Annotated in this window: 11 protein-coding genes; 1 reads left to right on the top strand and 10 read right to left on the bottom strand. The window is 52.8% G+C overall.

Going from position 1 to position 6,842, the window contains the following annotated elements:
• Positions 1-92: 92 nt before the first annotated feature.
• From C0V76_RS09875 to C0V76_RS19605, 9 genes are all read right to left on the bottom strand, one after another.
• Positions 93-560, bottom strand: coding sequence for a hypothetical protein (locus tag C0V76_RS09875; protein WP_101942216.1), 468 nt, complete (start codon positions 558-560; stop codon positions 93-95).
• A gap of 102 nt (positions 561-662) precedes the next feature.
• Positions 663-1,067: a DUF4259 domain-containing protein gene (locus C0V76_RS09870; RefSeq protein WP_101942215.1), complete on the bottom strand. Its 405-nt coding sequence runs from the start codon at positions 1,065-1,067 to the stop codon at positions 663-665.
• A 124-nt stretch (positions 1,068-1,191) separates the two neighbouring features.
• A complete protein-coding gene (locus C0V76_RS09865; RefSeq protein ID WP_101942214.1) occupies positions 1,192-1,473 on the bottom strand; it encodes a hypothetical protein in 282 nt (93 codons plus the stop codon).
• 114 nt (positions 1,474-1,587) lie between these two features.
• Positions 1,588-2,085, bottom strand: coding sequence for a hypothetical protein (locus C0V76_RS09860; protein WP_143707394.1), 498 nt, complete (start codon positions 2,083-2,085; stop codon positions 1,588-1,590).
• 98 nt (positions 2,086-2,183) lie between these two features.
• The gene (locus C0V76_RS19610) at positions 2,184-2,591 is read right to left on the bottom strand and encodes a hypothetical protein (RefSeq protein WP_143707393.1); all 408 of its coding nucleotides are present in this window, start codon (positions 2,589-2,591) and stop codon (positions 2,184-2,186) included.
• Between the two features lie 142 nt (positions 2,592-2,733).
• The gene (locus C0V76_RS19895; RefSeq protein WP_158239201.1) at positions 2,734-3,105 is read right to left on the bottom strand and encodes a hypothetical protein; all 372 of its coding nucleotides are present in this window, start codon (positions 3,103-3,105) and stop codon (positions 2,734-2,736) included.
• A gap of 99 nt (positions 3,106-3,204) precedes the next feature.
• Positions 3,205-3,741, bottom strand: coding sequence for a hypothetical protein (locus tag C0V76_RS09855; protein WP_101942212.1), 537 nt, complete (start codon positions 3,739-3,741; stop codon positions 3,205-3,207).
• A gap of 97 nt (positions 3,742-3,838) precedes the next feature.
• On the bottom strand, positions 3,839-4,285 hold the full coding sequence (locus tag C0V76_RS09850; RefSeq protein WP_101942211.1) for a DUF4085 family protein: 447 nt from the start codon (positions 4,283-4,285) through the stop codon (positions 3,839-3,841).
• Between the two features lie 101 nt (positions 4,286-4,386).
• Positions 4,387-5,058 carry a hypothetical protein gene (locus C0V76_RS19605; RefSeq protein ID WP_143707392.1) on the bottom strand — a complete coding sequence of 224 codons (672 nt, stop codon included), beginning with the start codon at positions 5,056-5,058 and terminating at the stop codon, positions 4,387-4,389.
• A 530-nt stretch (positions 5,059-5,588) separates the two neighbouring features.
• On the opposite strand from C0V76_RS19605, the gene C0V76_RS09845 reads away from it, so the two are divergent.
• Positions 5,589-6,359: a hypothetical protein gene (locus C0V76_RS09845; protein WP_101942210.1), complete on the top strand. Its 771-nt coding sequence runs from the start codon at positions 5,589-5,591 to the stop codon at positions 6,357-6,359.
• Between the two features lie 91 nt (positions 6,360-6,450).
• Here the strand turns inward: C0V76_RS09845 and C0V76_RS09840 are convergent, their stop codons facing one another.
• Entirely contained in the window at positions 6,451-6,819 is a 369-nt protein-coding gene (locus tag C0V76_RS09840; protein ID WP_101942209.1) for a YajD family HNH nuclease, read from the bottom strand.
• Positions 6,820-6,842: the final 23 nt, after the last annotated feature.

Raw genomic sequence — 6,842 nt, 5'->3', positions numbered from 1 at the left:
CCTAACGTTTGACGTGAGGGGCCGCCGTAGCGGCGAAGCCGCGAAGGGAACCCACAAGCGCAGCTTGTGGGCGGTCCCTCTCGACGGAATGGTTAGCAATCTGTTTTGATCGGTGTGGGCACATTGGAAACCTCAACACTAAAGAGCAACTGCGAGATGTCGGGCAGTGCTACCAACTCATTTCCCATGCCAACAGATTTACGTATGCAAATACATAGCCGCGTAAATGACAAAATTTCTGACTCCGTTTGGAGTGTACCGCCGGCCCTGATGAATTTCGCCAATTCCTGAATCACTGCAGCATGCCCGTACACGCATATTCTTGCTTTTGCGTCAGCCAAAATGGCCAATTCAGCATCAACGCGAGCCCGATTGCCCGCTCTTTGAGCAACAGCTATTGCAGAGGCTGAGTTTAAGAAGTCCGAGTAGGAGTTGTTTTGAAGCTCAGCCAGTTTGCTGTTCGTGTTGTTCTTCCTGGTTAAGTGCGCTTGGAGCCAAGCGCCGAATCCAACCCCTAACAGGCCAACTAAAGGTGCGAAAATAACCAACGCGGAATTCATGGCTCGGATTGCTAACGTTTGACGTGAGGGGCCGCCGTAGCGGCGAAGCCGCGAAGGGAACCCACAAGCGCAGCTTGTGGGCGGTCCCTCTCGACGGAATGGTTAGGCACTGATCGCCACCTGCAGAGCCTTTATGGACGCAGCCCACTCATCAGGCCCTGCTTCGCCCCACAACTCTTGCAATTCGGAGTTTTCACCAGCAACACGGACAAGTACGCGCTTTGCTTTATCAATCAATTCAGGGCTTGGCGTAATACTCACAGACTTCACCCATTCATAAACTTTCTCGGTATAGGAATCCAACTGCGTGCCTTTGCCAAGAAGTTTTGCCAAGACTTCAACAGCTGCTACAGCGTTTGAACCCTCGGGGGCTTCCAAATACTCTTCAGCATTCAGAGCTTCATCAATAGCCCGCTCCACAAACGACAAATCTCGGACATCTTCCAGCTCATAGGCCCAATCGTTTGCATCATCGTTGCCAAAGGGCTCGTGCGACCATGCTCCCATTCAAACTCTCCTCGCTTGTGAAATGTGGTGTGCCTAACGTTTGACGTGAGGGGCCGCCGTAGCGGCGAAGCCGCGAAGGGAACCCACAAGCGCAGCTTGTGGGCGGTCCCTCTCGACGGAATGGTTAGAGCGATGTTTTAGCATCACCTTCGGCAAAATTAAGCTGGGGTTTGGCTTTGTGCCACATAAAAATGGACGACAGCGCAAAAACGACAATGAAAACAAAAAGCATCGCAATAAGCTGAAAGAACGCTCCGCCGTAATCTTCCGCTAGCTCGGATGCACTACCGACGCCTGTTTTCCAGACATAGATACGCCACCACACTTCACCGAATACGTATGTGACAAGCGACGATGCAAGCAGCCCGAAACCACATGATTTGCTTAATCTGACAAGCGTTCGCATTGCACTCATCTGAATCGCTCTAACGTGGAAGTGAGGGGCAGCCGGAGCGCGTAGCGCGGAGGGAACCAACAAGCGCAGCTTGTTGGCTGTCCCTCTCGACTGCAAAGTTAGAAATCATGTCTCGCGCACCCAAACAAGAATTTTCTTTAAGCCTCTGGCGCCAAGAAACAGCCATGCGCCAAAGAGCAACTGAAGCACATTAAAGGCGACGTGAAGATGCCAGTCCGGGCTTACGCTGAAACTATCAGGATACATTTTTTGCCCCAGGTAGTTGATGATCAGATAGCTGCCTAGTGCGGGGATGGCTTTTGAGAGTGCCCATACGCCAAGCAAGCTACAGCCAACGGAAAACCAATCTTCGAACACTGGCTTTGTATTTTCTTCGTCGGATTGCTTGGGCAGAATTTTCTTCGCTAAGAAGGTGGGAAACAGCCAAAGCAATACACAGATTGCAGCAACCAAGATTGCCCCGACAATGAACGGAGCTAGTAAGGTTTCGTGATCCGCGCCGCTAGCCGTGAAGTACGTGCTAGAGACGTGGGTAAGGCCGTACCAAAGAAGCCAGATCGAAAACAATCGAACGCATACAGCAAGAGATTGGATAGGACTCATCTGATTTCTAACGTTTGACGTGAGGGGCCGCCGCAGCGGCGAAGCCGCGAAGGGAACCCACAAGCGCAGCTTGTGGGCGGTCCCTCTCGACGGAATTGTTAGCCAGCGGATGAACCGACATGGCGCTTAAAAGCATAGGTCCACCACGTGTGGCTGCATAGTGCGAAAAATACAGCGTACAACCCGCTAACCACGAAATAGCTCATTCCAAAATTACCACGCGGCGACGATGCCAGGAACCAATTAAAAAACATGAGCAAATCCCCAACGATGACCGCCAGTGCTCCAAAAAATGCAGAATTACGCTGCGCAAGTGCGGCAATAGGGACACTAAAAATAACGGCTAGAAAAATATGAACAAGTATCTCGCGTAAAGAACGAGAAAAGGCGGGAGTGTAAGTACGTTCAGCAACGAAAACCGCGATATCGATTGCGTTGTAGAACAAAAAGGCGCCCACAACGGCAGAAACAAAAAAAGAGGCCACAACTCTGCAGGAGTGAGACATGCTTGATGGCTAACGTGGAAGTGAGGGGCAGCCGGAGCGCGTAGCGCGGAGGACACCAACAAGCGCAGCTTGTTGGCTGTCCCTCTCGACTGTAGTGTTAGGCGAATTTTGCATCATAAAAGTATTTTAGCTACGGGCATCGTTAATCGCAGTTGAAATATATAACTTTCCCATTTTCAAGATGCGGACGCCCACAGTCATTGGTGGAGTCATCTATTTGGCACGTGCCACGAGTTACCGGCTTGTCAGTAATAGGGGCGATGCAGTGGCCAACGCAATCTTTTGAGTTTTTGCATTCCTTCCCTGCATCTGGATATGGCAGCACGCAGATTGCGTAACCCTTGCCCTCAGACCATTCGCCATTATTTTTCTTGCATAGGCTTTCCGTCCGAATGCTATTTCCTTTGGTGCGCTCTTTTTTGGTCGGTACATGATTGACGACGCCTGGTGCAAATTCGGCTCCAGCGAAACTTGCGAAGAAAAGTAGCAGCAAGAACAAAACTAGGCGCGGCATGTTTTGGCCTAACGTTTGACGTGAGGGGCCGCCGTAGCGGCGAAGCCGCGAAGGGAACCCACAAGCGTAGCTTGTGGGCGGTCCCTCTCGACGGAATGGTTAGGATTCAATTTCATTTAGCAGGCGCGAAAGGAACTGAATGTTTTGCGCATAAAGAACCCCGGCTGTTGATTCTAATTCATGCGAACCAGCCTTGACGGACAGCCTACGGCTCTGCTCAAGCAATAGCTCCTTTATTCGATTTAGTTTGCCCGTTGTGCGGCGGCCATACTCATGAGCATCTATATAAATCCGATTACTTAAGTTTAAAGCCTCTCTAAATTCCGCAGCATTCAACTCAACAAACTCGCCGGAGAATGAGGCCGCCTTAAGCAAGACTTCCGTGCCGTCTTCTGCAGATAAGACTGCGGAGCCATGGTACCAAGATGCGTAGATGTACTCGTTGTCTGCCCGCAGCTGCGTGAGTAGTAGATGGGCTTCTTGGGCAGCTGACAGGGAGTGAGCTTGAAACTCGAAGGCTCGCGCCTCTGGTTCAAGCACAGACTCTGGTTTAAACCGAACCGAAAGAGTTTCGTCACGGAGCGAAACTTCCGAGAGGTATTGGGCATCAGGCGGAAAAGAGAACGGCTCGCTCATTGAATCCTAACGTTTGACGTGAGGGGCCGCCGTAGCGGCGAAGCCGCGAAGGGAACCCACAAGCGCAGCTTGTGGGCGGTCCCTCTCGACGGAATTGTTAGGCCTGCACGCTCTCATGTGCGAACTCCAAATCTTTGAAAACCAGCCGAAACATAGCTGAGGACGCGAAGATCATGCGTAGTTCAGTGCCTTCAGAAAGTGCTTCCCACTCCCAGTATCCGATGTCGCCGAGTTCGGACCCCACGTATTCATCAGGTGGCAGATGTTGTTCGAAGATCGAAACGCCAGTGAATGTCAGGTGGTATTTCGTTTTCGTATTGAAACCGGTGTTCCACCCAAGAAAACTCAGCCGCGTTTCCTTCTTCGTAAAGTTAGACACTATCTCCTTGACCTCCGAGTCATGGAGGGTGTGGTGCGCGTCGAAGGTGACCGCTGCCTTTGGCAGGCGGTGCTTTACTGACGCGATGTACTGCTGGTACTTCTCGAAGACACCGTCAGCGCCTTCGCATCCACTGCCCCACCATTCCGAAGTGAAGTACTTCATTTTGTAGGCCTAACGTGGAGGTGAGGGGCAGCCGGAGCGAAGCGCAGGGAACCACAAGCGCAGCTTGTGGCTGTCCCTCTCGACTGTAGGGTTAGATGACATCAGGGGCCGCTCATACTAGGCCCAGAGCTGTGCCCGGGTTTTTTTGTTGGTTTTAGATTGCTCAAGGCTCTTAGCTCGCGGAGATTGTCGAACCGATTCGCTACGAGCTGCCCGCTATTGTTTCGACTGAATAGGATTGAGCGAAATGGCGCTTCATCTCCAGATGCGCTGCCACCGGCTGTTTTGTTTAGATGCTCAATGTAACGAACAAAATCTGTATAGCTCACACCTACTGTGCCTTTGACAAAGGCATTAATGAACGAGGGGTGCAAATAGTCTGCTGGAGAATCTAAATGTTCAGTACATCCCCATAAAGGGCAAACCAAATCAATGTAGGGATTCAATTCAACGTTTAGAGTAGATCCGACTGCGCCCCAGCCAATGAAATGGCACGAACGAGATAGATTAGAGATGTCTTCCGTGAGCGTTCTGCAAAGCCGCTCTCTTAGTGGCTTCGCAATTTCGTCACGATACTCTTTCTTGAACTCCTTGAACTCAATCAAGATGTTTGCAGAGTCTGTGCCCGCGAAGAAATCAGCAAATTTTCTGTCTTGGCTTCCAGAAAAATTTCCAATTACATACTGGCATTCATGGCCAAAGGTGCTTCTTATTTCATCTGCAAGCACGCCAGTGAAAAATTGAATAATTTGAGACTCTCCCATCTTTTTCATGGCAAAGACCTTTTCATCTAACGTGAAGTAGTCCTCAAAACGAGGAAATAAAGGTTTATTTGTCAAAACGACCCGGATTCTCAGACTTCTGTTTTATAAGAAATTTGAGGCCTTACTTGGCGTCAAAGTGACAAATAAAACAATGGCGCCGTTGTTTTCACAGGTTTTCTTCATCTTGTCTGATGAAGTGCGAAATGACTACAAGTGGAACAAGTGCTTCTGGGGGCAGTGGGTGATCGTTCTGTCCGGGTATTTGTTATGGATCCTAGGCCGGCCTCTCCGTCTGGTATTACAAGCTTGACTCAGCATGCTCACCACATCTTCCTTAGCCTCTCCGCCAGCGTCAATTGGCTTCAGGCTGGAAGTGTGAGAAATATCAAACCGGGCTACATGTTTGTCATCGCTTCGGTGCGCTTAAGTGCTCTTGAGGTTCGTGGCCAAGAGAGCCTCCTTTGGGCGTGGACGGCGCGAGAGATTGATGTTGTGCGCAGGTATAGTGATGCGCAGGTCTGGCGAATGGAGATGAAGGGGTGAAAGCATACTTTTGGGGCTGGCTCGTGTTGATGTGTGTGGCCAAGGCGCATGCGCTGGAGCCGGAGCGGGTGCTGCACTTTGAATTGAGGCAACAACTCCCGATCCTTCAAGTTCAGGTAGATGGCCGGGAGGCATCCCTGATTCTTGATCTTGGCGGGGCGGCAGCTTTGGCTTTGCGGCCGGACTGGGCGGAGGCCGGGGCGGCGGGCGAAGGGCGTGAGCATTCACTGGCGCTTGCGCCGGGTGTGCTTGAAGTGGTGCCGGCCACGGTCTGGAAAAAAAAGAATATCCCGCCGGGGATCGATGGTTACCTGGGCTGGGCCTATCTTCAGCGTTACAGCCTGGTGTTCGATTACGCGAAGCAGGCGGCGAGGCTCTACCCACGTGGGGCGGTGCATGCCGAATGTCCGGGTGGGTCAGTGCCGCTACGCCGCCTGGGCTCGCTGCCCTATGTGCAGTTTGATCATGCGGGTCAGGCGCTCCTGTTGGGCCTGGATACCGGGGCGAATCAGAATCTCATCAAGCCTGATGTAGCCGGCGCGACCTTGTCGGACAAAATCCTTTCGATCGATGATGCGACGCTGGCCGGGCAGGCACTCAAGCTCGGGCCCTTGCGGGTGTTTGAACTGCCGATTCCGACGCTGCATGGCTTGCTCGGCTACGATTTCTTTGCCCGCTATCGCGTCTGCCTCGATCCTGCCGCCAACACCTTCGCGCTCACGGCCTTTGAACCGGAGCAGGGGGCTGTAGCCGACGGGGCGCGCTGAGTATTCAACTACCCAGCCGGGGTTGCGTGGGCAAGCCTTTCATCTGGCGTGGGGCTGGGCCCGGCCGGGTATTGCAAACCTGCGGCTGGCCTTACTTTTTAAGCAGATCCTTGAGTGCGGCAAAGGGATTGTGCGTCGCACTGCTGTGGCCGTTCTCGCCGCCGCCTTGCCCCGAGTCCGCTTCGAGGTAGCGTGAGTGCTCGTTCTCGTGGCAGTAGATACACAGCAGCTCCCAGTTGCTGCCATCGGGTGGGTTGTTGTCATGGTTGTGGTCGCGGTGGTGCACAGTCAGCTCGCGAAGATTGTCGCGCGTGAAGCTGCGTGTGCAGCGGCCGCAGACCCAGGGGTAGAGCTTCAGGGCCCGCTCGCGGTAGCCCTGCTCACGCTGCTCGGCACTCTTGCGGGCTTCGGCCACGAGGCGGTCAAGGCGGTTGGCATCGGGGGTTTTGGGTTGGGTCATGAGTATTGTTCCGTGGGATGAGG

The sequence above is a fragment of the Uliginosibacterium sp. TH139 genome, from assembly GCF_002855595.1.
GTDB lineage: Bacteria > Pseudomonadota > Gammaproteobacteria > Burkholderiales > Rhodocyclaceae > Uliginosibacterium > Uliginosibacterium aquaticum.
The sequence above is the reverse complement of the archived record's forward strand: the minus strand, read 5'-3'. Positions and strand labels throughout refer to the sequence as shown.